21 protein-coding genes and 1 pseudogene are annotated in these 26,859 nt (G+C 70.0%); 10 read left to right on the top strand and 12 right to left on the bottom strand.

Features of this window, described 5'->3' with window-relative positions; all coding sequences use genetic code 11:
• Nucleotides 1-14 precede the first annotated feature (14 nt).
• Together ACTWPP_RS29490 and ACTWPP_RS29485 are read right to left on the bottom strand one after the other, a co-directional pair.
• Nucleotides 15-1,436, bottom strand: a complete 1,422-nt coding sequence (locus ACTWPP_RS29490) for an amidase (RefSeq protein ID WP_443107629.1) — start codon at nt 1,434-1,436, stop codon at nt 15-17.
• Nucleotides 1,408-2,025, bottom strand: a complete 618-nt coding sequence (locus ACTWPP_RS29485; RefSeq protein WP_443107628.1) for a TetR/AcrR family transcriptional regulator — start codon at nt 2,023-2,025, stop codon at nt 1,408-1,410. The genes ACTWPP_RS29490 and ACTWPP_RS29485 overlap by 29 nt, the downstream gene beginning before the upstream one ends.
• A gap of 172 nt (nt 2,026-2,197) precedes the next feature.
• Here ACTWPP_RS29485 and ACTWPP_RS29480 point away from each other — a divergent pair, with 172 nt between their 5' ends.
• Complete coding sequence (locus ACTWPP_RS29480; protein WP_443107627.1) at nt 2,198-3,616, top strand: amidase; 1,419 nt, start codon at nt 2,198-2,200, stop codon at nt 3,614-3,616.
• Nucleotides 3,617-3,688: 72 nt separating this feature from the next.
• Here the strand turns inward: ACTWPP_RS29480 and ACTWPP_RS29475 are convergent, their stop codons facing one another.
• On the bottom strand, nt 3,689-5,116 hold the full coding sequence (locus ACTWPP_RS29475) for a gamma-aminobutyraldehyde dehydrogenase (RefSeq protein ID WP_443107626.1): 1,428 nt from the start codon (nt 5,114-5,116) through the stop codon (nt 3,689-3,691).
• 191 nt (nt 5,117-5,307) lie between these two features.
• On the opposite strand from ACTWPP_RS29475, the gene ACTWPP_RS29470 reads away from it, so the two are divergent.
• From ACTWPP_RS29470 to ACTWPP_RS29460, 3 genes and pseudogenes are all read left to right on the top strand, one after another.
• Nucleotides 5,308-5,778, top strand: coding sequence for an Lrp/AsnC family transcriptional regulator (locus tag ACTWPP_RS29470; RefSeq protein WP_443107625.1), 471 nt, complete (start codon nt 5,308-5,310; stop codon nt 5,776-5,778).
• Nucleotides 5,779-5,854: 76 nt separating this feature from the next.
• Nucleotides 5,855-7,267 (top strand): NAD(P)/FAD-dependent oxidoreductase, encoded by a 1,413-nt coding sequence (locus ACTWPP_RS29465; RefSeq protein ID WP_443107624.1) that lies wholly within the window; start codon nt 5,855-5,857, stop codon nt 7,265-7,267.
• A 131-nt stretch (nt 7,268-7,398) separates the two neighbouring features.
• Nucleotides 7,399-8,094, top strand: a pseudogene (locus ACTWPP_RS29460) (aminotransferase class III-fold pyridoxal phosphate-dependent enzyme); the annotation flags it as partial.
• Between the two features lie 526 nt (nt 8,095-8,620).
• Here the strand turns inward: ACTWPP_RS29460 and ACTWPP_RS29455 are convergent.
• Genes ACTWPP_RS29455 through ACTWPP_RS29445 form a run of 3 tightly spaced genes read right to left on the bottom strand, consistent with a single transcriptional unit; the run spans nt 8,621 to nt 14,140 of the window.
• Nucleotides 8,621-11,965, bottom strand: coding sequence for an ATP-binding protein (locus ACTWPP_RS29455; RefSeq protein WP_443107623.1), 3,345 nt, complete (start codon nt 11,963-11,965; stop codon nt 8,621-8,623).
• Nucleotides 11,962-12,633, bottom strand: coding sequence for a DUF4194 domain-containing protein (locus tag ACTWPP_RS29450; RefSeq protein ID WP_443107622.1), 672 nt, complete (start codon nt 12,631-12,633; stop codon nt 11,962-11,964). The genes ACTWPP_RS29455 and ACTWPP_RS29450 overlap by 4 nt, the downstream gene beginning before the upstream one ends.
• A complete protein-coding gene (locus ACTWPP_RS29445) occupies nt 12,626-14,140 on the bottom strand; it encodes a DUF3375 domain-containing protein (protein ID WP_443107621.1) in 1,515 nt (504 codons plus the stop codon). The genes ACTWPP_RS29450 and ACTWPP_RS29445 overlap by 8 nt, the downstream gene beginning before the upstream one ends.
• A gap of 496 nt (nt 14,141-14,636) precedes the next feature.
• On the opposite strand from ACTWPP_RS29445, the gene ACTWPP_RS29440 reads away from it, so the two are divergent.
• Complete coding sequence (locus ACTWPP_RS29440) at nt 14,637-16,463, top strand: serine/threonine-protein kinase (RefSeq protein WP_443107620.1); 1,827 nt, start codon at nt 14,637-14,639, stop codon at nt 16,461-16,463.
• A gap of 156 nt (nt 16,464-16,619) precedes the next feature.
• Here ACTWPP_RS29440 and ACTWPP_RS29435 read toward each other — a convergent pair whose 3' ends face one another.
• The 3 genes from ACTWPP_RS29435 to ACTWPP_RS29425 are packed head-to-tail and all read right to left on the bottom strand — an operon-like array spanning nt 16,620 to nt 18,887.
• On the bottom strand, nt 16,620-17,084 hold the full coding sequence (locus ACTWPP_RS29435) for a hypothetical protein (protein WP_443107619.1): 465 nt from the start codon (nt 17,082-17,084) through the stop codon (nt 16,620-16,622).
• 28 nt (nt 17,085-17,112) lie between these two features.
• Nucleotides 17,113-18,024, bottom strand: coding sequence for an alpha/beta fold hydrolase (locus tag ACTWPP_RS29430; protein WP_443107618.1), 912 nt, complete (start codon nt 18,022-18,024; stop codon nt 17,113-17,115).
• On the bottom strand, nt 18,021-18,887 hold the full coding sequence (locus tag ACTWPP_RS29425) for an enoyl-CoA hydratase (protein WP_443107617.1): 867 nt from the start codon (nt 18,885-18,887) through the stop codon (nt 18,021-18,023). The genes ACTWPP_RS29430 and ACTWPP_RS29425 overlap by 4 nt, the downstream gene beginning before the upstream one ends.
• Nucleotides 18,888-18,951: 64 nt before the next feature.
• Between ACTWPP_RS29425 and ACTWPP_RS29420 the strand changes: the two genes are divergently transcribed.
• Genes ACTWPP_RS29420 through ACTWPP_RS29410 form a run of 3 tightly spaced genes read left to right on the top strand, consistent with a single transcriptional unit; the run spans nt 18,952 to nt 20,317 of the window.
• Nucleotides 18,952-19,551 (top strand): hypothetical protein, encoded by a 600-nt coding sequence (locus ACTWPP_RS29420; RefSeq protein ID WP_443107616.1) that lies wholly within the window; start codon nt 18,952-18,954, stop codon nt 19,549-19,551.
• A complete protein-coding gene (locus ACTWPP_RS29415) occupies nt 19,548-20,018 on the top strand; it encodes a RipA family octameric membrane protein (RefSeq protein ID WP_443107615.1) in 471 nt (156 codons plus the stop codon). Before ACTWPP_RS29420 ends, ACTWPP_RS29415 begins: the two co-directional genes overlap by 4 nt.
• Nucleotides 20,015-20,317, top strand: a complete 303-nt coding sequence (locus ACTWPP_RS29410; protein ID WP_443107614.1) for a DUF7701 domain-containing protein — start codon at nt 20,015-20,017, stop codon at nt 20,315-20,317. The genes ACTWPP_RS29415 and ACTWPP_RS29410 overlap by 4 nt, the downstream gene beginning before the upstream one ends.
• A 169-nt stretch (nt 20,318-20,486) precedes the next feature.
• On the opposite strand, the gene ACTWPP_RS29405 is transcribed toward ACTWPP_RS29410, so the two are convergent.
• Nucleotides 20,487-20,681: a CsbD family protein gene (locus ACTWPP_RS29405; RefSeq protein ID WP_443107613.1), complete on the bottom strand. Its 195-nt coding sequence runs from the start codon at nt 20,679-20,681 to the stop codon at nt 20,487-20,489.
• A gap of 721 nt (nt 20,682-21,402) precedes the next feature.
• A complete protein-coding gene (locus ACTWPP_RS29400; protein WP_443107612.1) occupies nt 21,403-21,846 on the bottom strand; it encodes a DUF6069 family protein in 444 nt (147 codons plus the stop codon).
• A gap of 111 nt (nt 21,847-21,957) precedes the next feature.
• Here ACTWPP_RS29400 and ACTWPP_RS29395 point away from each other — a divergent pair, with 111 nt between their 5' ends.
• Together ACTWPP_RS29395 and ACTWPP_RS29390 are read left to right on the top strand one after the other, a co-directional pair.
• Complete coding sequence (locus ACTWPP_RS29395) at nt 21,958-22,632, top strand: TetR/AcrR family transcriptional regulator (RefSeq protein ID WP_443107611.1); 675 nt, start codon at nt 21,958-21,960, stop codon at nt 22,630-22,632.
• Nucleotides 22,629-23,021: a nuclear transport factor 2 family protein gene (locus ACTWPP_RS29390; protein WP_443107610.1), complete on the top strand. Its 393-nt coding sequence runs from the start codon at nt 22,629-22,631 to the stop codon at nt 23,019-23,021. The genes ACTWPP_RS29395 and ACTWPP_RS29390 overlap by 4 nt, the downstream gene beginning before the upstream one ends.
• Before the next feature lie 99 nt (nt 23,022-23,120).
• Here ACTWPP_RS29390 and ACTWPP_RS29385 read toward each other — a convergent pair whose 3' ends face one another.
• Entirely contained in the window at nt 23,121-26,807 is a 3,687-nt protein-coding gene (locus ACTWPP_RS29385; protein ID WP_443107609.1) for a protein kinase domain-containing protein, read from the bottom strand.
• Nucleotides 26,808-26,859 lie beyond the last annotated feature (52 nt).

Genomic DNA, 26,859 nt, shown 5'->3' with positions numbered 1-26,859 from the left:
TTCGGGCGGCCTCATCACACCGCCCCGGCCACGTGCACGGGGGGTCTGCGCGACGACCACGGAAAACGCTCTTCGAGCGCCGACGCCACTTGAAGCAGACGATCCTCGCGCCCTTCGGGAGCCACGAGCTGGACACCGATCGGCAGGCCCGACGCGGTCTGCCCGATCGGCAGGCTGATGGCGGGCTGCCCCCCGAGATTGAACGCCTCCGTGAACGGGCCGTACTCGAAGATCGATCGCAGCCAGGAACGGGCGGTGCGGCCCGGCCGGTCGTAGTCGAGCGCGCCATGCGGGGCCGGTGGCTGCGCGAGCGTCGGCGTCACCAGCAGGTCCACCCCGTCGAAGTAGGTGCGCAGCTTCGCCGTGACGGCGTCCGCCGCCTGGAATCCCCGGGCGGTCTGGTAGGCGTTCAGGCGGCGCGCCTCGTCCAGAATCGCCAGCGTGACCCGCTCCAGACGGTCGTCGCCGACCTTCTCGTGTTCGTCGAACAGGCCCGCGATGCCCAGGACGGTGAACACGGTGTAGGCGTCCAGGACCGCTTCGGCGTCAATGGCGGGCGGCTGCCCGCCGACGTCATGGCCCATCTCGTCAAGGGCCCGCGCGACCTCCTGGGTCACGGCCGCCACCTCCGCGTCCACGGGCACGTCCGTCCACGGCCGGGTGGTGACGGCGACGCGGAGGCGTGGAGCCGTAAGCGGCATCAGGTCCCGGTACGGGACGGGACCGGGCGGGAGGCGATGCTTGTCGTGACGGCCCGCCCCCTGAACCGCGTCCAGTGTGTGCGCGACGTCCCGAAGTGTCCTGGCCACCACGAACTCGATCGCGAGCCCGAACATGGCCTCCGATTCGTCCGGCCCCACCGGGGTGCGGCCGCGGGTCGGCTTGAGACCGACGACCCCGCAGCACGCCGCCGGGACGCGGATCGACCCGGCGCCGTCGTTGCCGTGCGCGACCGGGACGGCGCCGGCCGCCACCAGCGCGGCCGCTCCCCCACTGGAACCCCCGACACCACGGGACGGATCCCAAGGATTGCGGGTCGCGCCGTGGCGGACCGACTCGGTGGCGAAGCTGATCGCCATCTCAGGGACGGTCGTCACCCCGATCGAGGCGAAGCCGGCCGCCCGGAACCGCTCGTTGATCTCGGCATCGCGTTCGGCGACCGCATCCGCGAAATAGCGGGAGCCGGCGGAGAACCGCACGCCCGCCGCGACAGGGTGGCTGTCCTTGAGCAGGAACGGCACCCCGGCGAACGGCCCCCGTTCGTCATAATCCAGCGGCCGGTCGAACAGGGGCTGCGAGAGGGCGTTCAAACTCGAGTTGACGCGTTCGACGGCCTGCCGGGCCACGGCGGCGAGCTCGGCCGGGGCGACGTCGCCCCTCCTGAGGAGGCCGGCCAGGGCCACGGCGTCACGGGACGCGTACTCGCTCGGATCCATCCACGGCTCCTCTCTGCGGAATGGAGGTCAGGAGCCTGATGAGCCGCTCGATGAACGGGATCATGTGCTCGCTGTTCCAGTACTCGGGGTCTTCCAGGCTGGACACGTAGAAGCCGCGGAACACGAGGTAAAGGATCTCGGCGGTGAACGCGGCATCGTCCGCGCCCGCGTCGCGCGCGGCGTCGACCAACTGCTCACGGGTCCGCCGGGAGTCGTCCCTGAGGGCCCGCAGCGCCTCCGAATCCGGTTCGCTGCGACCGAGGATCTCCATGAACAGCCTGCGCAGAACCTCGTCGTTGCCGGTGGTCGAGCACGCCCAGCGGGCGGCGACGGCCAGCCGCTCCCTGTCGCCGACCCTCTCGACGGCCTGTTCCATCTCCCCCTCCCACGCCCGGATCGCATGGTCGATGGCGTTGCGCAGCAAGGACTCCCGCGTGGGCAAGTAGTTCGTGATCAGGGTCGTGGAGCCGCCGATCCGCTTGGCCACGGCTCTGATGGACACCCCGTCGATGCCTTCTGCCGCCACGATCTCGAGCGTGGCGTCGGCGATGGTCGCGAGACGTTGGGCGACGTCGATCTCTACTGGCATGAGGGCAGGTTAACGACATGAGGCCGGATATACAACACCGTTGTACACCGACGTTGCATCACGTACGCTCCTCCGCATCACCCCAGGTGAATGCACACCCGCCGCCCGCGCGGGCGCGCGGGCGCGCTACCACGGCGTGCCGAACAGCGCCTCATGACGTCTAGGAGCAGGCATGGAACTCTGGCAGATGTCCGCGACCCAGCTCGCGACGGGAATCCGCGCACGGGAGATCTCGGCGGTCGAGATCGCCGAGTCCTGCCTGGGCAGGGTCGAGGACGTCAACCCGAAGCTGAACGCCTTCGTGGACGTCCGTCCCGAGGAGACCCTGGCCGACGCGCGCCGGGCGGACGCGGCGGTGGCCGCCCGCGAGGCCCTCGGTCCTCTGCACGGCATCCCGGTCTCCACCAAGATCAACACGCCGCAGCGGTCCCAGCTCCTCACCCAAGGCGTGTCGGCTTTGGCGAACGTGACGGCCGGCCAGGACGATGCGAGCGTCGCGGCCCTCCGCCGCGCGGGCTCGGTCTTTCTCGGCCGCAGCAACGCACCCGCCTTCTCGGTGCGCTGGTTCTCCACGAACGATCCGCACGGACGCACACTCAACCCGTGGAACGGCGCCCACACACCCGGTGGCTCCAGCGGCGGCGCCGCCAGTTCCGTCGCCGCCGGTATGACCCCGTTGGCGCAGGGCAACGACATCGGCGGCTCGCTCCGCTACCCCGCCGGCTGCTGCGGCGTGGTCGGCGTCCGGCCGACGGTCGGCCGCGTCTCCAACTGGACGGCCCCTGAGGACGCGGGCCCGGAGGGTCCCCTCACCTTCCAGGCGTGGGCCGTGCAGGGCCCGATCGCCAGGACCGTCGCCGACGCGCGCACAGCGCTACAGGCAATGGCCGGCCCTGACCTTCGTGACCCGTTCGGTGTCCCCGCCTTGCCTCAGGCTGCACCACGGACGGGACCGGTCCGCGTCGGCGTCGTCCGCGACGTCGGCATCGTCACGTCACACCCGTCCGTTGACCAGGGGCTGGACACCGCGGCACGGTGGCTGGCCGACGCGGGCTACGAGGTGGAGGAACTGGAGCTGCCGCTGCTGGCCGAGGCGGCGCGGCTGTGGTCGCTGCTGCTGTTCGAGGACCTGCGGCCGATGCTGCCCGGCATGCTGGAAATGGCGGACGAGGCACTGGGCGTCCACCTCAAGTACGCCTACGAGTTCGCGGCCGGGCTGTGGGGCGACAAGCCCGGCATCACGGCCTACATTCAGGGCTGGGCCCGCCGGGCGACGTTGATCACCCGCCTGCAGGAGATGCTCGGCACCGGCATGATCCTGCTGACCCCGGTCTCGGCCGAACCGCCCTTCGAGCAGGACGCCGACATCGCCGGCCCGGAGCGCGGGCGGAACCTCGTCGCCGCCCAGTGGCCGATGACTTCGCTGCCGGTGCTGGGCTTCCCCGGCGTGTCCGTGCCGGCGATGGTGGCGGACGGGCTCCCGATCGGCGTCCAGCTCGTCGGCGGGCGGTTCACCGAGGACCTCATCCTCGACGCCGCCCAGGCGATCGAGGACCGGGCACCCCGGCTCACCCCGGTCGTCTCCCCCTGACGCGCCGGATGACGCGGTGGCCCGGCTCGACGGAGCCGGGCCACCGGGCAGGCGAGCGCGCCGGTCGATTCGTTAAGCGTCGATGGCGCTCATCACGTGCTTGATCCGTGTGTAGTCCTCGAAGCTGTACAGCGAGAGGTCCTTGCCGTGGCCGGAGTGCTTGAACCCGCCGTGCGGCATTTCGGCGACGAACGGGATGTGGGTGTTGATCCACACGCAGCCGAAGTCGAGCATGCCCGACATGCGCATCGCCGTCGCGTGGTCCCGGGTCCACACCGAGGACGCGAGGCCGTACTTGACGTCGTTGGCGAACCGGACGGCCTCGTCCTCACCCGTGAAGGTCTGGACCGTGATGACCGGGCCGAAGATCTCCGTCTGGCTGGCCTCGTCGCGCTGACGCAGGCCCGACACCACGGTCGGCGCGTAGAAATAGCCGCGGTCACCGACCCGGGTCCCGCCGTGGTGGACGGTCGCGTGAGCGGGGAGCCCGTCGATCATTCCCGCCACGCGCGCCAGCTGGTCGGCGTTGTTCAGCGGGCCGTAGGCGGCTTCGGGGTCGGACGGTCCGGCGGTGCGGGTCGCGCGCGCCTGTTCGGTCAGCGCGGCGACGAGTTCGTCGTGCACGTCGGCGGCGACCAGGACGCGGCTGGCAGCGGTGCAGTCCTGTCCCGCGTTGAAGAACGCGGCGCCCGCGATGCCCTCGGCCGCGGCGGCGATGTCGGCGTCGGCGAACACGACGACCGGCGCCTTGTCGCCGAGTTCGAGATGGGTGCGCTTGAGGTCGGCGGCGGCCGCGCCGGCGACCTCCATCCCCGCCCGGACCGAGCCGGTGATCGACACCATGTCCGGTCTCGGGTGGGCGACGAGCCGGCGGCCGGTGTCCCGGTCACCGCAGATCACGTTCAGCACCCCGGGCGGCAGGGCCTCCCCGCAGATCTCGGCCAGAAGCGTGGTCGACGCCGGGGTCGTATCGGACGGCTTGAGCACGACCGTGTTGCCGGCGGCCAGTGCGGGCGCGATCTTCCACACGGCCATCATCAACGGGTAGTTCCACGGGGTGACCTGGGCGCACACGCCGACCGGCTCGCGGCGTACGAAGGAGGTGTGCCCCTCCATGTACTCGCCGGCCGAGCGGCCCTCAAGGATGCGGGCCGCACCGGCGAAGAACCGGAACTGGTCGGCGCACAGCGGGACCTCCTCCGTCGCGGTGAGGGCCCGGGGCTTGCCGGTGTCGGCGCACTCGACGTCGATCAGCTCGTCGAGCCGCTCGTCGATGCCGTCCGCGATCTTGAGCAGGGCGCGCTGCCGCTCGGCGGGCGTCGTCCGGCGCCAGGACTCGAAGGCCCGCGACGCGGCGTCCATGGCGGCGTCGACGTCGGCCTGACCGGACAGCGGCGACGTCGCGTAGGGCTCCTCGGTCACCGGGTCGATGATGTCGAGCGTCCGTCCGTCAGCGGCGGCCTGCTGCTCGCCGTCCACGAAGTTGGTGAAGGTCGTCACCGGTTCCTCTTCATGATCAGCGACGCGGTCCGGGGGCGACCCACGCCGCGATGTGCGGTTTCCGTCGTTTGAGTGAGCTACAAACTATGAGATGAGTCCTGATGGATGTCAACGGCGACTAATATCGTCACCACATCGTGCGTCGATGCCGAGCGACGCCCATGGCGGACGGGCCCTGCGATGATGCGGTCATGAGCAGGAAGAGCACGGCCATGCCGGATCTCGACGAGATGTCCTGGCAGATCATCGAGCAGTTGCAGGAGGACGGGCGGCGGTCCTATGGAGCCATCGCCAAGGTGGTCGGGCTTTCGGAGGCGGCCGTACGCCAGCGGGTGCAGCGCATGACCGAAGCGGGCGTGATGCAGATCGTCGCCGTCACCGATCCGATGCGGGTCGGCGGTCATCGGCAGGCGATGGTCGGAGTGAAGGTGGAGGGGCCGCTGGAACCGGTCGCCACCGCCCTTTCGGAGATGCCCGAGTCGGTCTACGTGGTGCTCTGCGCCGGCACCTACGACATCCTGTGCGAGGTCGTGTGCGACGACGACGCGCATCTTGCCGAGGTGCTGTCGACCCGCATCAGGTCGATACGGGGCGTGGCGAGCACGGACACCTTCGTCTACCTCCAGCTCCGCAAGGAGAGCTATCGGTGGCGGGCGCGCTGACCGCGGATTCGGTCACGCCTCCACGTAGGACAACTGTATCAGTGGACATCGCTTGATAGACCACTATATTAGTGCCATGTCGCGTGTCACTGCCACTGATCCGGTACGTTCGCTCGTCGACGCCGAGCCGGCACCGTTCTGGCTCGACGACCCGGCGAAGCCGACGCCCTTCCCGGCGCTGGCCGGCGAGGAGCACTGCGACCTCGTGGTGGTGGGTGGCGGGTACTGCGGGTTGTGGACCGCCCTGCTCGCCAAGGAGAGGAACCCGGATCGCGACGTCATCCTCGTCGAGGCTCATGAAGTGGGCTGGGCGGCCTCCGGACGCAACGGCGGTTTCTGCGCAGCCAGCCTGACGCACGGTTTCGGCAACGGCCTGGCCCGGTGGCCGGACGAGCTGGCGGAGCTGGAACGGCTCGGTCTGGAGAACCTGAACGAGATCGAGGACACGCTGCGGCGGTACGGAATCGACTGCGACTGGGAACGCACCGGCTCGATCGACGTCGCCACCTTGCCCCACCAGGTCAGCGAACTGCGCGAGCAGGCCGAGACGGCGAGGCATTTCGGCGTCTCCTCCGAGTTCCTCGGGACCGAGGAGGTCAGGGCGGAGGTGTCCTCGCCCACCTACCTGGCCGGGCTGCTCGACCGGCGCGGGACCGCGCTGGTCAATCCGGCCAGGCTCGCCTGGGGGCTGCGGGAGGCGTGCGTCTGGCTCGGTGTGCGCATCTTCGAACGCACCCGCGCGACAGGGCTGGACACGCGCGGCGCGAGCATGGTGGTCACAACCGGATACGGCCGGGTGGTGGCCCGCCGAGTCGCACTGGCCACCAACGTGTTCCCGTCACTGGTGCACAGGGTGCGTCCGTTCGTGATCCCGGTGTACGACTACGCGGTGGTCACCGAGCCGCTGACCGAGGGGCGGCTGGCCTCCATCGGCTGGCCGAACCGCTACGGGATGTCCGACACGGCGAGCCAGTTCCACTACTACCGGTTGACGGGCGACGACCGGATCTTGTGGGGCGGCTATCACGCCGTCTACCACTACGGGTCCAGGTTGTCGGCCGAACTCGACCAGCGGCCGCTCACCTTCCGGGTGCTGGCCGAGAACTTCTTCCGCACTTTCCCGCAGCTGGAAGGGGTCCGGTTCACCCACACCTGGGGCGGCGCGATCGACACTTGCAGCCGGTTCTCCGCGTTCTTCGGCACCGCCGCCCGGGGCAGGGTCGCCTACGCGCTCGGCTTCACCGGGCTCGGTGTGGCCGCGACTCGGTTCGCGGCGCAGGTGATGCTCGACCGGCTCGACGGCTTGAACACCCCACGGACCAGGCTCGACATGGTGCGCGGCAAGCCTGTCCCGTTCCCGCCGGAGCCCTTCCGCTGGCTCGGTGTCGAACTGACCCGCCGATCGATGGCCCGCGCCGACCGCGACGGCGGGAAGCGCAACCTGTGGCTGCGGACCATGGACACCCTCGGCCTCGGCTTCGACAGCTGACGGCACATGCCGACCCCGCAGTGCACGAATTCCGCATCAACTAACGAGGATCACAACGTATATAATCGCGATACGCCGGTATCGCCACTAATCCACTTGCAGACAGCGGAACACTGTGCGATAACGGAGGCATGTCCGACAACGTGTTCCAGGCCGCCGGCGCGCCGGCACAGCTCCTCGACGACGCCTCGGCACCCTCGATCGAGCATCTGTGGCTGCACTTCACCCGTCACTCCGCCGCCGACGACCCTGCCGTGCCGGTGATCGTGCGCGGTGAGGGCGCCTACGTGTGGGATGCCCGGGGCAAGCGCTACCTCGACGGCCTGGCCGGCCTGTTCGCCGTCCAGGTGGGACACGGCAGGGAGGAGCTGGCCCTAGCCGCGGCCGAGCAGACGCGGCGGCTCGCCTACTTCCCGCTCTGGTCCCACGCCCATCCGAGCGCGATCGAGCTGGCCGAGCGGCTCACCGCCGACGCGCCCGGCGACCTGAACCGCGTGTTCTTCACCGTCAGCGGCGGGGAGTCGGTGGAGACGGCGTGGAAGCTGGCCAAGCAGTACTTCAAGCTGACCGGTAAGCCCCGCAAGCACAAGGTGATCAGCTGAGCGCTGGCCTACCACGGCACCTCGCATGGCGCCCTGTCCATCACCGGGATCCCCGGCGCCAAACAGGACTTCGAGCCGCTCGTGCCCAGCACGATCCGGGTCCCGAACACCAACCTCTACCGGGCTCCCGAGCACGCCGGCGACCACGAGGCCTTCGGCCGGTGGGCCGCCGACCAGATCGAGCAGGCCATCGAGTTCGAGGGCCCCGACACCGTGGCCGCGATCGACAAGGCCACCCGGGAGACGTTCACGGCGCAGGAGTCGGAGCGGATCCTGCGGAACCACGTGTCCACGAAGCTGTTCGAGTCCGGACTGTACTGCCGCGCCGACGACCGCGCGGAGCCGGTCGTGCAACTCGCGCCGCCACTGATCTGCGGCCAGGCGGAGTTCGACGAGATGGAACAGATCCTGCGCGACGCCCTCACAAGCGCGTCCAAGCTGCTTTAGGAGCACAAAGCCCCGCCGGCTCCGCTCGCCCATGGCTTGAGGGGGCGACCGGCCTTGTCATGGTTCACCCCGTGCTGGGCGTAGTGGTGCAGGTCGGTGGCGTCCATCAGGATCGAGGTGACCGGTTTTGGTGGTGCGTCGCCCGGTGCGGGCGCGGCCAGGTCGACACGCCGGGGCGGAGCGGGACGGAGAACGTGACCGGGTCCCCGACGCCGAGGTCGGCGCACACGGCCGCCGCCCATTTCTGGTGGACCTTGCGGCGGAGCGACTCGACCGCGTCGGCCGGGGTGATCAGTCCGGGGGGTCATGCGTCGGGAACCGCCACGATGGGTTTCGCCCATGACCGCCCCTCGGTGTTCTTGAGGATCAGGTATTCGGCGTCCACGTGGGGTTCGATCGCGCTGTGCTTGTCGTTGGGGGCGCTGATGACGAGTTGGAAGCCCAGCCCGCGCCATGCGCCGATGGCTCGGCCGGTGAAGTGCGCGTCCGCCTTGATCAGCGCCTCGTCGAGGAAGACGGGGGCGTAGCGCGGCCGTTCGGCGCCCGCGTCACCCAGCTGGTAGCGCAGCGCGGCGCCGACGATGAACGCGACCAGTTCCTGGGACTCGCCGCCCGACTTCTCCCCGATGTGGTCGTAGACCGCGACATGCTCGCCGGCGAGGTCGCGTTTCTCCGCGCTGATCCGGACGTGGTTGCGCACGTCGATCAGGTCGGCGAAATCGGGCGCGGTGCGGCGGATGTGGTCGATCACCTTGGCCATCCGGTGGTAGGCGCGTTCCCGGTCGGCGTCCGTGGCCGCCTTGTCGATGACGGCGCGCACGTCGCGCAGCTCCTTGCGGAACCGGGCGCGCACCGCGGAGTGGCTTTCCTGCGGGTCGATGCGCAGCCGGTGGCCGTCGTCGGCGAAGGGCAGTTCGGCGAGGATCCGGTTGACCGGGTCGATCCGGTCGCGGATCTCCCGGACGGCGGCGGCGAGCTCGCTGTCCAGGCTGGTCAGGTCGTTGCCGGAGAGTTTGAGGAGGCTGTCGCGCCACTCGCTCTCCAGTTCGTGCAGGCCGCTGGTCTCCAGATCGGTGAGCAGGCGGTCGAAGTCGCGGTAGGAGGCGTCGGGGTCAGCACCGAGGTTCGGGTTCGGCCAGCGCTCGACGAACGTCGAGAACGTCTCCTGCAGCGCCTTCCGTGATCGGCCGATCTCCTCCTCCGCCGACTTCCGGTCGTCGTGCATCCGCTCGACGCCGCGCCGGTGGGCGGCGTCGAACTCCGCCAGCGCCGTCGCCGGGTCGGCGCCGTCCGGGGCGTCGCCGAACAGCCCCGCGAGGTACTCGCGGTGTTCCGGGCTCACCTCGGTGCCGGTCGCCGCGGCGGTGTCGAGCGCCCGCTGGGCGCCGTCCACCTGGTCGACGATCGATTCCCATTCCTCGCCGAGCTGCTCCACCCTCTGTTTCTGTCCGCCGACGCGCTCCGTCAGGCCGGTGATCTTTTTCTTGAGCTCCTCCGACTCCCCCTGCAGCCGGTCGATCTCCGGGTTGCCCGCGCGGACGTCGGCGATGACCTTCTCCCAGTGGTCGCGTTCGGCGGCGACCGACTCGACGTCCACCTGGTCCCAGGACAGTTCGGTCACGGTCCGGTAGGCGGTGCGTCTCTCCTCGAACGAGTTGAGGGCCTGCTCCGCCTTCGTCGCCCGTGCGACGGCGTCGTCATGACGTTCGCGGGCGCGGCCGATCCGGCCGTCGAGGTCGGCGAGCAGCCTGGTGTTGCTGAACCCCAGCAGGTTGGCACGGCCGTGACCGCCGTGCGCTCCCCGGCCGCGTTGCGACGTCTGGCCGGTGATCGTGAGCGCCTTGGAGTACTGCCCCAGCAGCTTGGGCGTGTCGACGCAGACGAAGTCGAACCCACGGACGAGTTCGCTCTTGAGCCAGGCGGTGAACGGCGACTGCCGGTAGTCGAGCCGGCCGGGGAGCCTCCTGTCGTCCAGCCCGATCTCGTCGCGCATGCCGGTGCGGACGCCTTCGAAGTGGATGCGCCGGGCGAGCCGCACCGCGTTGATCGCCTTGCGGAACGAGTCCAGCCGACCGATGTCGATGAGCATCCGGGTGGCGAATCCGCCGAGCGCCAGGTTGAACGCCTCCCGCCACGGTTCGAACTCCGTGCGAACCTCGATCAGCTCACCGACGAACGGCAGGTCGTCCGGGGTGAGCCCAGCGGCGTCGGCCAGCCGGTCGCGGGCGGTGTGCAGGTCGGTGGGGATGTTGCCGCGGCGTGCCTTGACGGCCTTGTGCTCGGCGCGCAGTTCGGCCAGTTCGCGTTCGGCGGCCCTGCTTTCCGAGGTGGCCTCGGCGAACTCGTTCTGGGCGGTCTTCCTGGCTTGGGAGTCGGCCAGCGCCCGCCGCGCCGTGTCGCCCAGCGCGGCGAAGTCGTCGCCGGTCGACACGGTGGCGCCGATGGTGCCGAGAACTCGGTCCAGTCGCTCCCGTGCGCGTTCGACGTCGGCCAGCCGCCGTTCCACGCTGCGGATCTCCCGCCGCGCGGTGTCCAGCCGGTCGCCGCCGGAGGCGCGCAGGGTGTCGAGCACCGCCTCCCGCCGGGACTCCGCCGACTCGATCAGCGCGGCGGTCTCCCGCACCCGCTGCTCGGCCCGGCGGCGCCGTCCGGTCAGGTCCTCCTCGGCCGCGCGCAGCAGGTCGAGCCGGCGTTCGTGCCGCCACAGCGCCGCGGGGGACGCCGGGTCGGTGAACGATCCGGCGTCGTCGATCACCTGCAGGCGTGCCACCGCGCGGTCGATGGCGGCCCGATGGTCGCGGATCGGGGTCAGCGCCCGCACCTGCCGGCGCGCGGTGATCATCCGGTCCCGGGTGCCGGACAGCTCGTCGAACTGCTGCACCACCTCGTCCGCCGTGGCCAGGGTGGACGGCTCCTCCAGGACCATCGTCTTGTACAGCGCGTCGACGGTGGTGATCTGCTGGCCCGCCTGGATCCTGCCGAGCAGCCCGACCGCCTTGTGCCCGTCCCCGGCGGCGCCGATGCCCAGCGCGGTGTGCAGCCGGGCGGTGAAGTCCCGGTCGGTGCCGAAGCACGTCACGCCCGTCGCGTTGACGGCCTCGCGGGCGAACCTTCTGCCCGCGGGGCCGTCCAGTTCGCGCAGGTCGTAGGCGTCGTCTCGAGTGGCGCGGACCACGACGACGTCGTCGAGGGTGCGCGCGGACGACGGCACGTACCAGGCCCGCAGGGCGGTGAACATCGCACCGCTCCGGTCGGCCCAGGTCATCGCGATCGCCGACCAGGTGTCGCGGCCGTCCCCGCGCAGCACCCGCAGCCTCGTCTCACCGTCCGCCCGTGACTCGTCGAGTTTCCCGCGCGCGTAGGAGAGGATGTTGCGCTGGTCCTTGCCCCGGGGCCGGCCGACCACCCCGCCGTTGGACGCCCCGTTGAACGGCGTGGTGTGCGGCATCAGCAACGCGATGTAGGAGTCCATCAGCGTCGACTTGCCCGACCCTGAACCGCCACTGAACAGGGTCGCACCCGGGGCGAACCGGACGCGGTGATACCCGTCGTAGCCGCCCCAGTTGACCAGCTGCAGATCCCGCGCCACCCACTGCTGCCCCCGCGATGCCGCCGGGATCAACCCGAACAGGGTGTCGATCATGCTCATGGCGCGGCCTCGTTCCGTTCCCGGAGCCACTGGTTCAGCTGGGTGAGCTTCTCGGTGCTCAGCACGACCTCGACCAGCGGCGTGATGCGGTACCGGCCCGCGGACTCCTCCGCGAGCAGGCCCTCGGTGACCAGTCGCTGCACCGCGTTGCGGATCTCGCGCTGGCCGCGGGCGAGGTTGTGATCGTCTGGATCGAAATAGGTCAGCACGGTCTGTTCGAGCTCTTCGATGTCGACCCGCGCGGACGTCTCGCCGGTGCCGCGTTCCCGCTGGAAGACGGTCCGCAGGTGGACCAGAACCAGGGTCTCGGCCCGGCTGTAGGGATCGTCTTTCAGCAGGATCGGGACGTCCAGTTCCCCCGAGCGCACCTGCTGTTTGTAGGCGATGCCCCGGGCCTGATCGACCACGAGCCGGACGAACAGGTCGTGCAACCGCGACTCGATGATCTGCTGGTTCTCCAGCAGCGTGCGCCACTGCGCCGGGTTCCTCTCGGCCAGCAGGAACCTGCGTTGCAGCAGCCGTACCAGCACCCGCCGCACGTCCACGTCCAGCGTGCCCGTGTCACCGGCGAACAGTTCGGTCGGGTCGTCCTCCATCGGGACCGGCTCGATGAAGCCGGCCGCCGCGCCGGTCGACCAGTCGTCGTCCGCGCCGTCCGGTTCACTCATCGTCGTTTCCCGGTCTCTCGTCAGTGGCGCGGGGCGGCGCCGGGTTCGCCGCCAGCACGCCGCCGAACGCGAGCCGTCGCCGGGTCCGGTCCGGCCGGACCGTGTCGACCACCGCGACCTCGGCCGTGTCGGTCATTCCGAAGCCATGCGCGATCTCCAGAAGGCCGAGCAGATCCACCGGCCGCCTCATCTGCTCGGCCGCCGCGCGGAACGCGGCCGCTACGTCGACGACGTCCGCGTCGCCCGCGAACGCCGCCAGATGCGCGCGCAGTTCGGCGTACCGCGCACCACCCCACGCCCGGCTGTCCGCGGCCGGCATGTCCTCCTCCTCGTCCCATTCCCGCAGCGGCGTGGGTGGCTGGGGCGGCCGCGGGTCGCTCATGGTCTGCCGCAGCTGCCCGACGTCGGCCACCGGCAGGCGGCGCAGCGGATCGACGACGGTGCCGCGTCGCGACCCGGGCACCCATGCGTGGAATCCGGCCATCACGTCCCGCAGCAGCTCGTCCACCTGGCGGTCCCGCATCGGGTCGTGGTTTCGCACCTGGGTGGTGATGACGTGCGACGCCTGCCGTTGCGCGGCCAGCACCTCCTTGACGCCCTGCTCGATCCGGCGTGCGATCTCGGCGAGTTCCCGCCGCTGTGGTTCCGGCATCAGGTCGGTGAACCCGTGCCGCAGCACGGTGCGCAGCAGGTTCCACAGGTCTTCGATCTGTGCCGGGTCGCCGATCAGGCGCAACGCCCCGGCGAACGCGCGACCCTCCGGTGTCGCGTCCATGATCTGCCGACCGCGCTCCAGGTATTCGCGCAGCACTTCCCCGGTCGGCCGCACATCCTGCCGCAGGTCCGCTACGACGTCTCGCTGCATGGCTTTGATCGACTCGGCGACGCGGGCGAAGTCGGCGGGCAGTTCCCGCGCCAGATGCAGCACGTTCTCGGCCGCCTCGAGCAACTGGTCGTCGTCGACGGCGTCGATGACGCCGCCCCGTTCGAGCCGGTCGAGTTCTCGCCGACGCTGATCGATCTCCGTCTGGAGACGCGCCATCCGGGCCATCACGTCCGGGTCCGCGTCCTGCGCGAGCCGCTCGACCGCCTCCAGCAGCGTCCGGACCCGGGACTCCGACACCCTGGTCCGCACCCCGCCGACCCGACCGGCCACCTCGAGCGCGCCGACGCCGTGTGCGGACAGCCGGTACACCTCGACGTCGTCGGAGACCTGCCGCACCAGCCAGCCCGCGTGCACCCACTGCCTGCACAGATCACGGGCATTCCCCGCAGGCAGCGGCTGGTCGCCCTCATGGCCGTAGCCCGCGGCCCGCAACCGGTCGAGGGCGTCGGCGATCTCTGCGTGGGCGTCCGCCACCGCCACCGTCGGCCGCTCCGGCGTGAACATCATCGCCAGCACCGTCACCACGAACGGCGCATAGGTCCGGTGGAGCAGATCGAGCATCGGGTTCTGGAACGCCCGAAGCGCACCCTGATATGCGCCCTCCACACCGCGTGTACCCATCGCCGATCAGACTACGACCTGTGGCTCGACGCCACGCATTCAAAGAACCAACACCATCGTCCTCATCTACACCTGCCACGCACCCGATTGGGCCGTTCGCCACGGTGCCGGCTCCATGCGCATCGACGCGGCGTGCAAAGTGGTCGAGTGGCGAATGCCACTACAGACGCTCATCTCCTGCAGCGTCCTGCGCCCGTCCAGAACCGGACACCTCCGCCAACACGCGGCCGAGTGCTCATCGTCCTACGGCCACCGGCCCGCGCGACCTGCGCTTCCAGGATGTCACCGTCAACGAAAATGGACCCAAGTTCAGCGGAGATTGCGGCGATCTCCAAGCCCGTATAGACGACGATCAGCTACCCCGACGCGGTGCTCGACCAAGAAGCCGGGGCAGTGGATCTTCGACGCCGAGGTCGCCAAGACCATGCGCGAATGGGGATGTTTGCAACATCATGGAGTGAGGGGAAGCCGGATCGTCTGCGAGAGGTGCGCGCTTGTGGAACAGGGACGGGAGCTCGGCGGTAGATATCGCCTGGATGTGCTGCTCGGGCGTGGCGGGATGGGCGAGGTCTGGGAAGCCAGGGACTTCCGGCTTGACCGCCGTGTCGCGGTCAAGGTCGTACTGGCGCCGCTGGATTCCAACCCTCGGGTGGTGACACGGCTGATCCGGGAGGCGCGGGCGGCGGCATCGTTGCAACATTCGGGGATCTGTGTCGTCCATGATGTCGGCGAGCATGAGGGCACGCCGTTCTTCGTGATGGAACGGCTGCGTGGAACCGACCTGAAGACGATGCTCGAGCAAGGCCCCATTTCTGTCGGCCGGGTGGCCGAGGTGGGGGCCGAGATCGCCGACGCGCTCGCGCATGCGCACGCCCGGCAGGTGGTGCACCGCGACATCAAGCCGGCCAATATCCTCCTGCTCGAGGACGGGCACGCGAAGATCTGTGACTTCGGGATCGCCCGGCTCGCCGACGGAACTCCTCTGACACGTGAGGGCGCCAGGCTGGGGACCCCCGCGTTCATGGCGCCCGAGCAGTGGCGGGGGGAACCCGTTGACGGCCGGACCGACCTTTACTCGCTCGGCTGCACCCTTTATCTGATGCTCACGGGCAGACCGCCCTTCATCGGCAATCAGCACACCCTCATGTACCGGCATCTGGACGGCACACCGGACAGCCCTCGCACTTATCGGCCGCACATCCCGCCGGCTCTGGAAAGCCTCGTCCTGGAAATGCTTGCCAAGGACCCTCGCGAGCGACCTGCCGACGCCGCCGAGGTCGCGAGGCGGCTACGGGACCTCGCCCGGCCGCCTGTGGAGGCCCCGGCTCGCCGGGAGCACATGCCTGCCGAACGCCAACCCTCGGCGGCACCCGCCCCCGTCGACACCGAACCCCCGGAGACGGCCTCAACCGGAAGGCGCATTCCACGACGCGCGATGCTGGTCGCAGGCCTCGCCGTTGTCGGACTCCCCACCGGCGCCTACATCTGGAGCAGGGACACCTCCGCCACGCCGAGAACTCAGGGAGGCGACCCCGGTGCGGGAGCGTCGTGGCCGAACTCGGGTGGCACGACCAAGGTCGGCTTCATAGACGCGCCCCCCTACAGCTTCCAGGATGAGGACGGCAGGCTGACGGGGATAGGCCCTGAGGTCACCCGCGATATTCTCAATAGACTCGGCGCAGGCCGTTTGGAGCCGGTGCGCGAGAAGGCCTACGATGACCTCATTCCAGGACTGAACAATAAGCGCTTCGACATGCTGGCAGTGCCCCTGGAAATCCTTGCCGACCGTTGCGCCGAAGTGTCGTTCACCAGCCCCGCCCTTGCCCTTACCACGGCTTTTATGATGCGCCAGGGGGCTCCCGCGGATATTAGATCATTCGCCGATCTGGCTCCCGGCTCCGGGAGGATTGTGGCGGTCGTCAACAATACCCCTGAAGAGGAATCGGTCGGCAACAATCCTGAAGGGGTCAAGAAATTCTCGAACATCAGGGACGCCGTCCGAGCACTTATGGTCGGCCAGGTGGACGCGGTCGCCCACGATGCGGCGATACTGAACTGGCACATGAAAAAAGATTTTGCCGATAGCTCGATCAAGGTCGGCAGGCCCTTCCTTGCGATGGGTGCGGACGGCAAGCAGAAGCACTCTGCATCCGGATACGCTTTCCGTAAGGCCGACGCCGATCTGCTGGCCGCGTTCGATGCAGAACTGAAGAAGATCAAGGGCAGTAGCCGGCTGCTGGAAATAGTCAAACCCTTCGGTGTCACCCAACTCGAAGTCGACACCGCCAAGCTGGGCACCATGGAATCGCTCTGCAAGCATTGAGGATCGACTGGGAAATGAGTGACCGAAATTTCCGCATCCGGCATGCCGGCCCCGTGCCCTGTCCTTGTTTCATCTCCAGGTCTCGGCGTTGCGGGGGAGGCGCCTGCACCGTTGGGTGACGCCCCGTGGGTTCAGTGGGCGCGCCGGGCAGCAGGTTCATCTCGGCGCGACCTCGACGATCGTGCCGGTCCCGATCCCGCCGCCGCAGCACATCGCCTGCAGACCCGTCCCGCCGCCGCGCGCCCGCAGCGCGTGCACCAGGTGGGCGATCTGGCGGGCGCCGGACGCGCCGAAGGGGTGGCCGAGCGCGATGGCGCCGCCATCGGCGTTCAGCCGTTCCGGCTCCACCCGATGGACGCTCCGCCAGGCGCAGACGACGGTCGCGTACGCCTCGTGGATCTCGAACAGGTCGATGTCGTCCAGCGTCAGGCCCTCACGTTCGAGCATCAGCTCGGTCGCGAGGATCGGCCCCTCCATCATGATGTCGGGGTCGACCCCGACGGCGTCCACACAGCCGCGGAGGGCGGTGGCCAGCAGGTCGACGGCGTGGACGTCGCGGTATCCGCGGCCCGCCTTCCCCACCGGCGTCCGGACCGCTGAGACGATCATTGCGCGTGACATGGTTCTCCTCGATGCGATTCTGTGGCCGTCACGGGGACACCGGCCTGGTGTGCACGGCGCCCCCGGCGACCTCACCCGCGGCGACGCGGTCCAGGAACGACACGTATTCCTCGTTGAAGCCCGCGGGGTCGTCGATGGGGATCATGTGCCCCAGCTCGGGCCACCAGGCCATTTCCGCCTCCGGTAGGAGGCGGTGCATCTCGCGGGGCATGTACTCGGGCACATGGTCGCGCCCGCCCGCCACGATCAGCGCCGGGCACCGGACGTCGGGAAGCCAGCCGGTCGAGTCGAACCGGGCGGACTCCTTCTGGGCGATCGTGCGGATCTCCCGGCGGGGGGCGTTGCGCGCGAAGTCCTCGGCGCAGATGTCGACGAGTTCGGGGCGCCGCGCCAGTGTCGCGTGGGCGAAGAGCTTGCGGGTCGTCCGGTCCATCCCTCGCGCCACCAGAGAGCGGGGCAGTATCCCCATCAGCCCGAAGCCGACGGCGACCTCGACGGGAACCCGCACATGGCGGCGGAACCAGCCGCCGGCGAGCCAGTCGGCGAAGGTGTTGACGAGGCACAGCGACGCGATCCTGGCCGGATGGTCGTGGACGAGCCGCTGGACGACCAGCCCGCCCAGTGACCAGCCGGCGAGGTGGACGACGGGCGCGTCGACCTCGTCCGCCAGCTGCCGGACGTCCTCGGCCAGCCGCCGCATGGTCAGCGCGGCCGACGGCGGGGTGGCGGAGAAGTGGTGCCCTCGCAGGTCGGGAACCAGGACGCGGCGTCCGGTCGCCGCGAGCACCTCGGCGTTGGCGTTCCACTGGCGGTAGGACGCGCCTTGCCCGTGGACGAGGATCACCACGTCGGGTCCCGTCCCCAGGTCCCGGTAGGCGAGTTCGACACCGTCGTCGGTGCGGAGTGTGCGCAGGTCGTCGGCGCCGTTCGCGACCGTCATGCCGCCCCTCCTCGTCGCGCCTCCAGCCATGCCCTGGACACGGGCGTGCCGTCGACCGCCTGGTGGTGGGCGTGCGCCAGCTGGTGCAGCGCGAACGCGTGGTCGACGGCCTCCCGCTGGCCTTGAGCATCGAGGGCGTGATTGACGCACTGCTTGGCGAGCTTCAGCGCGAACGGGTCCTGATCGGCGATCCGCCGGGCGAGCGACAGTGTGAACGACTCCAGCCGCTCCCTGTCGACGACATGGTTGACCATTCCCATGCGCAGCGCCTCGGCCGCTGTGCAGGTCGCTCCCGTGAACAGCAGTTCCTTGGCCTTGCGCGCACCGAACTCCCAGGGGTGGACGAACCATTCGTGCGCGTTCATCCCCATGGCGATCACAGGGTCGGAGAACCGCGCGTCCTCACTGGCGACGATCAGGTCGCACACCCATGCGGTCATCAGGCCGCCGGCGACGGCATGGCCGTGCACCATGGCGATGAGCGGTTTGGGCAGGTCGCGCCACCGCCGGTGCAGGCCGAGGTACATCTCCTCCTCCACGGCCATCCGGCCGGCCGCCCCCGGGGCGCGGTAGCCGCCGGACGCGGTCACGGCCCGGTCGGCCGGCGGAACGGCGTCGAGGTCGTCGAGGCCGTGCCCGGCGCAGAAGTGCGGGCCGTCCCCGGAGAGCACGACCACCCGGACGGTGTCGGCGGCCATCGCCGCCGCGAGCGCGGTGTCCAGCCCGTAGAGCATCGATGCGTCCTGGGCGTTGCGCCGTTCGGGACGCGCCATGGCGATGCGCGCGATGCGGCCGTCCTGCGTCCACGCCCGCACGCCGTCGGTGGCCGCCTCCTGCGAGTAGCCCTCCGGCGGGAAGGTCATGCCGGGACCTCCGCCGTGGTGTGCGGCAGTTCGCGCAGGTCCGCGCGCAGGAAGCCGGCCGATCGTGTACCTGCGAAACTTCGCCGACGACGACCTCACCATCCGCACCTCGCCGCTCACCCGGCTCAGCTTCCTGGAGAAGCTGAGCCTGCGGCAACGCGAATCGTTCGAGGAGGTCATCGTCCGCTACCTCCAGCCATACGGCCCCGTGATCGCCGTCAGCGATCCGCGCCGCTCCAGCACGGTCCTGGGCGCCGCGCGCGAGGTTCTGCCCCACGACGGCTGGAAGGAAAAGGTGAAGGGCTACATCGAAGAGAGCGCGCTGGTCATCGTGGGGGCGACGCCGATCGACTCGACCGACGGACTCCAGTTCGAGCTCGACACCATCGTGCACACCGGTGCCCTCGACCGCACGCTCCTGCTGCTCGCTCCGCGCGAACCGGCCGAACGGTTCCAGGCATGGCGGCGTTTCCGCCGCATCGCGGGGGCCTTCGGCATCCCGGAACAGCTGGAGCGCCAGGCGGGCCGGCTCCTGGTGGTACGGCATGGCCCCGACGGCTGGACGGCCTACCACTCTGACCGCAGAACCGACTGGTCCTACGCGGTCGCCTTGGCGAAGGCCACCGACGACACCCTTCCTCCCAAGACCGGCGGTGAGCAGTGACCACGCCCTCCGACCCCCACCCGTCCCTGCTCGACCTCTACAAGCTCGCGGTCGAGATGGCGGACCGGGTCTCGGCACGGCGCGGACTGTCCAACTCCTTCTTCCTGACCGTCCAGACCTCCTTCGTCGCGGCGACCGGGATCACTGGGAACAGCATCGCCAAGTCACTGTGGACGTCCCTCGTATTCGGGCTCGCGGGCATCACCCTGACGGCCGCCTGGTGGGTCCAACTCCGCAGCTACCGCCAGTTGAACAACGCCAAGTTCGCGGTCATCAACGCCATCGAAAAACAACTCCCCGCGCAGATATTCACCGACGAGTGGGCAGTACTCCAAAAAGCCGCGAAAGGCCCAAGGCGGTCGCGCTACGCCGAACTCGGGTTCAGTGAACGCATGGTGCCGCTGATCTTCCTGATGCTCAACCTGCTACTCCTCGGAGCCCGGCTCATGGAAAAGTACCTTCCGTGACCTATATCGAGGACGCCGCCGACCTGGTGCGCAGTTGCCTCCCGCCGGAGGCCCGACCACCCGAGGACGCAGCGCCACTGTTCCTGATCTACGCGCTCCTCGCCCGCGCCAAGGGCGAGGCGACAACGACGGAGGACGTCCACGACGCCTGGTCCGCGTGGATGGCCACCGTGAACCCCCAGCACGGCGCGCTAGTCCGCTTCGACGAACTGCCCCCCGAGGCGCGCGCCCAGGACATCGCATACGTCCAGGCGATCCACACGGCGGCCCGGCAGCTCGCGGGCAGAGAGCGCACCTAATCCCCAGAGCTTTCCACGACCGAGAAGCAACGGCATGCCGACAGGAACCTTCGCGACGAAACGTGCACATCTAGGAGCGCGATCCCGCGTTCAGAACACCCTGCCGGATGCGACCGCACGGGGTACGCAGCTTCCGCGCCAGTTCTGTGAGACTCCGCGTGATGGAGCGTCACCGCTCGCCGGTACGCCGGGCCTCACGTGCCGCGTCCTTGGCCTTCTCTCCAACCTGCTTGGCGCCGCCCGCGACGCGGTCCTTGCGCCCCTCCGCCTCCAAGTACGGATCGCGCGACTCGCGCCCCGTGTTCTCCTTGGCGCGCCCCTTGGCGCGCTGCGTCTTATTCTTCAGCTTCTTGAGCAAACCCATGGGTCGCCCCCTTCATCTGGTGCCGCCGTCCGCGGCTCGTACGGGTCAACTAGTACGGCGGACCCCTTTGATCGCATTGGCCGCCTCAGTCGGCGCGGCGTCCCCCACGGCGGTAGCGCTCTGCCTCCTGATGGATTCTCGCCTCGGTCGCCCATGTTCCGCTCCTTTCCGCGCCGTACGGGCGACAACGTGCCCGGTACGAGACATTCCATGCGCAGGTGCACTGACGTGAGGTTTCCGGGAGCGTGCCGGCGTTGCCCGCGTTCCACCGGGGACTCGCGCCCGCACCTGCTCGACATCGATGCGATCACCATCGACGGGCATATGAGGATCACCTTCTCTTGCGGCGCAGTGCATTAAGGCCGAACTGGACACGCTGCTGACCGCGTTGACCGAAGAGCGTCGAGCGTCATCTTGGCCGCAGGCGACCGCCCGGAATGCTGCAAGAATCCATTGTCTGAAGAAACCGTGGTATGGCGTATGCGAGTGCCGACCGTTCGAGTACCGGAGACGCGGACGGCACCCTGTCCGCCGCGGTGGTGGCACAGGTGATCTGGATCATCGCCGAACACGGGGGCGCCGCGTGGCCCGGTCCGCGGGGAACGAGATTGCGCGCCGATCTGACCGAGCACTGCCTCCGGCTGGACAGGGTTCGCCGAAAGGCCGTCCTCCTCGCCGACGGGCGGTCCGCGAGGAGGTGGCGGCGTCGGTCGGACGGTCGCTATCGGGTGCGGACGGGCAGGCGGCCGGCGACCAGCGGGATGACGATCGCCGCGGCCGCGAGGTGGGCGGAGATCAGGGTGAGCTTCGTCGCGACCGTCGCCGAGATGAGCAGGTCGGGCACGACCGACAGCGCGGTGAGGACGACGGTGACCGCGAGGAACGTGCTCCTGGGCGACGCGGCCCAGCGGCGCAGCGCCACGGCCAGCAGTACGCCGATCGCACTGAACAGCAGTGTCAGCTGGGTGAAGCCGAGCAGCGGGATCGACTCGCCGTCGATCTCCAGGGGCACCCCCGCGCCCCTGGCGACGGCGGCGACGACGGTGGTGGCCCCTGCGGCGGTGACGCAGGCGAACAGGCCGGTGCGCCACATCGGGGCGGTGCGGACGGCGGCCATCGGGGTCTGGGTGGTGCCGAGGCTGCTGGAGGTGACGTTGCTCGTCATGGTCTGACCTGACCTTTCGCGTGAGGGAGATGTCCGATGGAAGCTCTGTGTCCGCCGGACACTTGATGTAAGCTAGACACATCTAGGCCGGGTTGACAAGAGGTTGGTGAAATGAAGGCGCTCTGGGATCTCCGCGACCAGCCGGAGAAGAAACCGCGCATGCCGCTTTCGGTGTCCGCGATCGCCGACGCGGCCATCGCGATCGCCGACGCGGACGGCATCGAGGCGGTCTCCATGCAGCGCATCGCCGCTGATCTCGGCTTCACCAAGATGTCGCTCTACCGCCATGTCTCGAACAAGTCCGAACTGCTGAGCATCATGATCGATACGGCGGTGGGCGAACCGCCCGACCTCAGCGGGGTGCCCGGCGGCTGGCGGGCCGGACTGGAGGAGTTCGTCCGGCGGCTCGCCGAGGTCTGGCGGCAGCACCCCTGGCTGCCCACCGTCACCGTGGGCCCCCGCGCCATGGGCCCCCGCGAGGCCGGATGGACCGAGAGCGCGATGGCCGCGCTGGCCGGAACCGGACTCACCGGCGACGAGCGCATGGCTGCCGCGTTCCTGCTGTTCGGGCACGTCCGCAACACCCAGTCGATGACCACGGCAGGTACCCAGGCCTGGTCGGGCGGCAGCGAGACGGCCGAGCTGATCCGCAGTCGGGCCGACTTGTTCCCCCAGCTCAGCGAGGCGCTGAGCGGCCCGACCCCGACCCTGGACGACAACGCCCGCGCCTTCGGCCTGGACCGCCTCCTCGACGGCCTGGCCACCCTCATCAAGGAGCGATCATGACCGCCCGCACGCTGGCCGAGGCCTACCTCTCCGCCCTTGGGCGCGGCGACCTGGAGGGCGTCCTGGCGCTCTTCCACCCTGAGGCGATCGTCCACTCACCGCTGTACGGGCCGTCACACGCCGCGGAGTTCTACCCGAGACTGCTCGCCGACACCGGCCGCTCCGAACTCCACCTCCGTGGCGTCACCCAGGGCGAGCGGCTCGTCGGCGTCTGGTTCCGCTTCGACTGGACGCTGCCCTCGGGCGCCGCGGCCGGCTTTGAATGCGTGGACATGCTGGAACTCGACGACGAAGGGCTGATCACGACACTCCGCATCTTCTACGACACGGAGACAACCCGCACGGCGTTCGAACGCGAGACCGGCGACTCCTGGCGCCACACCACCTGACACTTTGGCGGCGCCCCACAAGGCTGCCACTTGCCGTCAGGGTCTCACCGGTGTCGGCCGACCACGTTCGACAAGGCCGCCGGCGTGCGCGAGGTCCGGTCAACGGCCTTGGCTCAGGGACGGGCAGATGTCGCGGTAGTCGATGCCGGGCGCGACGTACTGGGTCCATTCGGCGCGGGTGAGCGTGCGTCCGGCGATGGAGCCGGCGATCGCCGCGTGGTCAGCGGGCTTAGCGATGTTCCACCGACGCACGGTCGCCTTGTCGTCGCTGGTGGTCAGGGTCGTTGTGTCCGGGTTGAAGACCAGGGACCGCACCGCCCCGGTGTGGCCCACCAGGGGCGCGCCGACCTGGCTTTGGCCGGTGACCTCCCAGAGCTTGACGACCTGGTCGTCGCCGCCCGTGGCCAGCGTCGTCCCGTCGCGGTTGAAGGCCAGGGCCGTCACCGGGCCGGAGTGGCCAGTGAGCGGTGGGCCGATCTGGCGCCGGTCGCGGACGTCCAGAAGCACGGTCGTGTTGATGGCGCCGATGGCGAGGGTGCGGTTGCCGGGGCCGAAGGCGAGCACGTTGGCCTCGGCGTTGATCCCGCTGATCGGCGGGGTGAGCTGCTTGTGGTCGGAGACATTCCAGAGCCGGATCGTCCGGCCGATGCCGGCGGCCAGGGTTCTGCCGTCGGGGCTGAAGGCCAGCGCCGACACCTCGACGCCCGAGGAGAAGAGCGGCCGCTTGGTGATCAAAGTGCGTGTTCGGAGGTCCCACAGTTGCACCTTGCCGTCGACGGACGGGTTGCTCATCTGGCTCTGTGAGCCTCCGCCGGTGGCCAGAATGCGCCCGTCCGGGCTGATGGCCAGCGCGCTGATCCGGCCTTCCGGGCCGCCGTCCAGGCCGAACCCGCGTTGAGCCGACGGATCCCAGAGCCTGAGCTGACCGTACAGGTTGCCGGTGACGAACGTCCGTCCGTCAGGGGCCACCACGATCTCGTCAGCCGGCGCGGCCAGCGGTGCGCGCGCCGTGTCCGCCGACATGGGGACGGCCGGCCGCGTTTCCCGCCTTTTGGTGACATCCCACGTCCGGAAGGCGGGAGGTCCGTCCGACATGCCGTTGTCGGTGATGAGGGTCCGTCCGTCCGCGCTGAGCCCATGAAGGATGTCGTCTTCGGAGCGTCCGACGCGGAAGGGACGGTGATCGGGCTGGTGGACGCTGACGTCCCACAGCCGCACCGCTTTCGTTGGACCGTCCCCGCCCAGGGAGACCACGGTGTCCTCGCCGGCGAACGCGGCAACGCTCAGTGCGCCACCGACGTCGGCGGCGATGGAACCGACGTGCGTGCCACCCGCCTCCCACAGTTGCGTGCCGATGACCACGACCCGCCCGTCGGGACTGAACGGTCCCACATCGCTTCCGAGGGCCAAGGGAATGGCGCCGCCTTGTTGCCGGCCGGTCCGCGCATCCCACAGGTACACGTCGAAGCGGTCGGACGACATCGAGTACTTCTTCGTGAGGACGGTCCGCCCGTTCGGGCTCAGCGCCACCACCTTGCCCTTCACGGGGAAGGACGTCGTGCGCCGGCCGGTGGCGAGGTCCCACAACTGCACGGCGGACGGGCCATCGCCCGTCTCCTCGCCAGTGGCCACGGTCGTGGCGCTGTGGTCGATCACGGTGTAGCGGTCGGAGTCCCCGTTCGTCTCGTGGGCCACGACGGGACCACGTCGGCGCAGGGTCCGTATGTCCCAGAGCCCGACCTCCTCACCGTTGTCGACGGCGACGCTCTTCCCATCGGAGGTGAAGACCACCGAACGGGGTAGGGCCCCTACGGGCAGGTCGCCCAGCGGCCGGCGGGTGTGCACGTCCCAGAGCCGCACGGCCGCGTCCACCACGTCGCCGGCGTCGTTCACATCGCTCGCGGCGGCGGCCAGCGTCCGGCCGTCCGGGCTCAGCGCCACCGACATCCCCAGAAAGGTGGACGGTGTGAGCAAGCGCAAGAACCCGCCGATCTGGCGATGCCTCCGCACATCCCACAACGCGATGGTGCCGTCTTCGTTGCCGATGGCGAGCAACCGTCCGTCGCGGTCGGCCGTGACCGAGAGGGGCGTGCCCTTGTAATCGCTCAGGACGCCGCGGGCCGGGTCGGCGACGATGTTCAGCAGCGCGGCGCGGCTCTCGGGGGTCTTACGGATGCCGTGGGCGGCGACGGCCAGCAGGGCCGCCTTGTCCGGGGCGGTGCCGCCGAACTGCCGGCTCTGCGCGGCCAGTTGGCGCGAGGCCGCGATGTCGCGCTGGTCGACGCTGGTCCGCTGTGCCCGGATCGCCCATCCGGTGGCCGTCAGTGACACCACCGTGGTCACCGCCGGCACGGCGGCGACGGCGCGGACGCGGCGGCTGCGGCTGGTCTGGGCGCGGGTGCTGGCGTCCAGCAGGCCGCGCTCCAGCCGGTTGAGGGACTGGCGGCGGTCGGCGAGGGTGGCCCAGCGCACGGCCTCGTCCAGGTGCGCGCCGGTCAGCACGTCGCCGCGGCGCCTCCCGTGAGCGGCCCAGGTTCGGGCGGCCTGGCGGATGCGATGATGTGCCCCCAGCCCCTCGCGGTCGGCTTCGACCCACCTCCGCAGCCGCGGCCAGGCCCGCAGCACCGCCGGGCGCGCCAGGACGATCTGCTCGTCCGGCCGGTCGCCGGCAACGACGAGCAGCGGCCGGAAGGCGCGCACCACCCCTTCCAGCGCGTGCGCCTCGGCGGGATGGTCCCTGTCCGACAACTCCGCGCCCGGTACGGGACGGGTGGCCAGGCTCCCGTCCTCGCCGGGCACCACGCAGCGCAGGAACACCTCGGGGACGAGGCTCTGCTCACGCGGGGGCAGGGCGGCGTAGGCGTCCTCGGCGACCTTGCCCAGCGCCGGGTCGCCCGGCTCCCACCGGGACCGCAACCCCGCCTGCGCGGCCCCGGCGGCGACCAGGTCCTGCAGGTCACCGGCGCCCTCGCGGGGATCCCCGGTCAGCGCCGCCAGGATCGCCCGGGCGGACGGGCGCGCCAGCGGGTCCTTGGCCAGCGCCGCCTCCACGAGGGGGTGCAGCGCGCCGGGCAGCGTCGTCAGGTCCGGGTCGTGGGTGCGGATCCGATGGGCGATCTCGGGCAGCGTGCCGCCCCTGAAGGCGTGCTCGCCGGTGGCCGCGAACACCATGATCGCCCCCCAGGCGAACACGTCGGCCTCGGCCCCGGCACGCTGCCCCGCGTACACCTCCGGCGCCATGTACCGCAGCGTCCCGGCGAACCCGCCCTCGGTGGCCGAGTGCGTGTCCAGTACCCGCGCGATCCCGAAATCGATCAGTCGGGGGCCGTCGGGGCCCAGCATCATGTTGCCGGGCTTGAGGTCGCGGTGGACCACCTTGGCCTGGTGGATCGCCGCCAGCGCGGTGGCGATGCCCATCCCGAGTCGGTGCAGGTCGTCCCCGGCGAACCGGCGCCCCGGCCGGTCGCCCGCGCTGTTGACGGTGTCCTGCAGGCTCAGCCCGTCGATGTACTCGCTCACGATGTAGGGCCGCGGCGGCTCCAGCCGCACCTGCAGGATCCGGGCGGTGCAGAACGAGGCGACCCGCTGGGCGGCTCGCGCCTCGGCGGCCATCCGGGCCAGTTCCCCAGGTGACTCCTGTGCCCCATGCAGCACCTTGACCGCCACCCGGGCTCCATCGGGCCCGTAGGCGTCGTACACCACGCCTCGGCCGCCGGCACCCAGCCGGCCCGCCAGCCACAACTCACCGATCCGCTCGGGATCCCCCGGCTCCAGCCGAACGGACATCCCGCCCCCTTTCCAGCGCCTGACTGTGATCATGGGTCATCCCAGTGGGACG

The sequence above is a fragment of the Actinomadura sp. 3N407 genome (assembly GCF_052245875.1).
Taxonomy (GTDB): Bacteria; Actinomycetota; Actinomycetes; order Streptosporangiales; family Streptosporangiaceae; genus Spirillospora.
This window is presented reverse-complemented; position numbering and strand designations above follow the sequence as displayed.

Coding starts and splice junctions, on each gene's coding strand:
- ACTWPP_RS29490 (WP_443107629.1), bottom strand. CDS start 1,436: ATGGATCCGAGCGAGTACGCGTCCCGTGACGCCGTGGCCCTGGCCGGC.
- ACTWPP_RS29485 (WP_443107628.1), bottom strand. CDS start 2,025: ATGCCAGTAGAGATCGACGTCGCCCAACGTCTCGCGACCATCGCCGAC.
- ACTWPP_RS29480 (WP_443107627.1), top strand. CDS start 2,198: ATGGAACTCTGGCAGATGTCCGCGACCCAGCTCGCGACGGGAATCCGC.
- ACTWPP_RS29470 (WP_443107625.1), top strand. CDS start 5,308: ATGAGCAGGAAGAGCACGGCCATGCCGGATCTCGACGAGATGTCCTGG.
- ACTWPP_RS29465 (WP_443107624.1), top strand. CDS start 5,855: ATGTCGCGTGTCACTGCCACTGATCCGGTACGTTCGCTCGTCGACGCC.
- ACTWPP_RS29455 (WP_443107623.1), bottom strand. CDS start 11,965: ATGAGCATGATCGACACCCTGTTCGGGTTGATCCCGGCGGCATCGCGG.
- ACTWPP_RS29450 (WP_443107622.1), bottom strand. CDS start 12,633: ATGAGTGAACCGGACGGCGCGGACGACGACTGGTCGACCGGCGCGGCG.
- ACTWPP_RS29445 (WP_443107621.1), bottom strand. CDS start 14,140: ATGGGTACACGCGGTGTGGAGGGCGCATATCAGGGTGCGCTTCGGGCG.
- ACTWPP_RS29435 (WP_443107619.1), bottom strand. CDS start 17,084: ATGTCACGCGCAATGATCGTCTCAGCGGTCCGGACGCCGGTGGGGAAG.
- ACTWPP_RS29430 (WP_443107618.1), bottom strand. CDS start 18,024: ATGACGGTCGCGAACGGCGCCGACGACCTGCGCACACTCCGCACCGAC.
- ACTWPP_RS29425 (WP_443107617.1), bottom strand. CDS start 18,887: ATGACCTTCCCGCCGGAGGGCTACTCGCAGGAGGCGGCCACCGACGGC.
- ACTWPP_RS29405 (WP_443107613.1), bottom strand. CDS start 20,681: ATGGGTTTGCTCAAGAAGCTGAAGAATAAGACGCAGCGCGCCAAGGGG.
- ACTWPP_RS29400 (WP_443107612.1), bottom strand. CDS start 21,846: ATGACGAGCAACGTCACCTCCAGCAGCCTCGGCACCACCCAGACCCCG.
- ACTWPP_RS29395 (WP_443107611.1), top strand. CDS start 21,958: ATGAAGGCGCTCTGGGATCTCCGCGACCAGCCGGAGAAGAAACCGCGC.
- ACTWPP_RS29390 (WP_443107610.1), top strand. CDS start 22,629: ATGACCGCCCGCACGCTGGCCGAGGCCTACCTCTCCGCCCTTGGGCGC.
- ACTWPP_RS29385 (WP_443107609.1), bottom strand. CDS start 26,807: ATGTCCGTTCGGCTGGAGCCGGGGGATCCCGAGCGGATCGGTGAGTTG.